Source organism: Paraburkholderia piptadeniae, assembly GCF_900007165.1.
GTDB lineage: Bacteria > Pseudomonadota > Gammaproteobacteria > Burkholderiales > Burkholderiaceae > Paraburkholderia > Paraburkholderia piptadeniae.
In genome coordinates this window covers 1-491 of sequence record NZ_CYGY02000093.1, presented here as the reverse complement: position 1 = coordinate 491, position 491 = coordinate 1, and the positions used below count along the sequence as shown (strand labels likewise).

Sequence of the window (491 nt, the reverse complement as noted above, 5' to 3'; positions counted from 1 at the left end):
TCTACCAGTTCACGCGGCTCAAACGCGGTTGCCACACGAGGTGCAGCAACCCGCTGTTCTTCCTGATGCGGCACTGGCGGCCGGGCGCGCGCGGTGCCCTGCGCCTCGGCCTGCTCCATGCGGCTGACTGCATCGGATGCTGCGCCGGCCTGATGGTCGCGCTGGTCGCGCTGGGCGCGATGAACATGGCATGGATGCTCACGGCGGCGGTCATCATTTTCATAGAGAAGTCCTTGCCCGGCGGACACCGTGTGGCTCGTCCGCTGGGTGTGGCGCTGATCGCAGGCGGGCTCGCAATGCTGGCGACACCCTGGCTCGGCAGCGTCCGGTAGCCGGGAAGAAAGGCGGCGACACGGCACGCACTCGCGCGTCATGTCGCGTTCGACAACTTGCGAACAAAAGGAGGCGTGCGATGGCTTGGCATATTGCGGGAACTTACTATGCGCCTTGCAGCTGCAAGGTTGGCTGTCCTTGCGTGCTGGGTGAGTTGG

The 491-nt window shown here is 65.2% G+C and carries 1 protein-coding gene; it reads left to right on the top strand.

Annotated elements, in window-relative coordinates; all coding sequences use genetic code 11:
- A partial coding sequence (locus BN2476_RS38100; protein WP_218274582.1) for a DUF2182 domain-containing protein occupies positions 1-332 on the top strand: 332 nt, incomplete at its 5' end.
- Positions 333-491 lie beyond the last annotated feature (159 nt).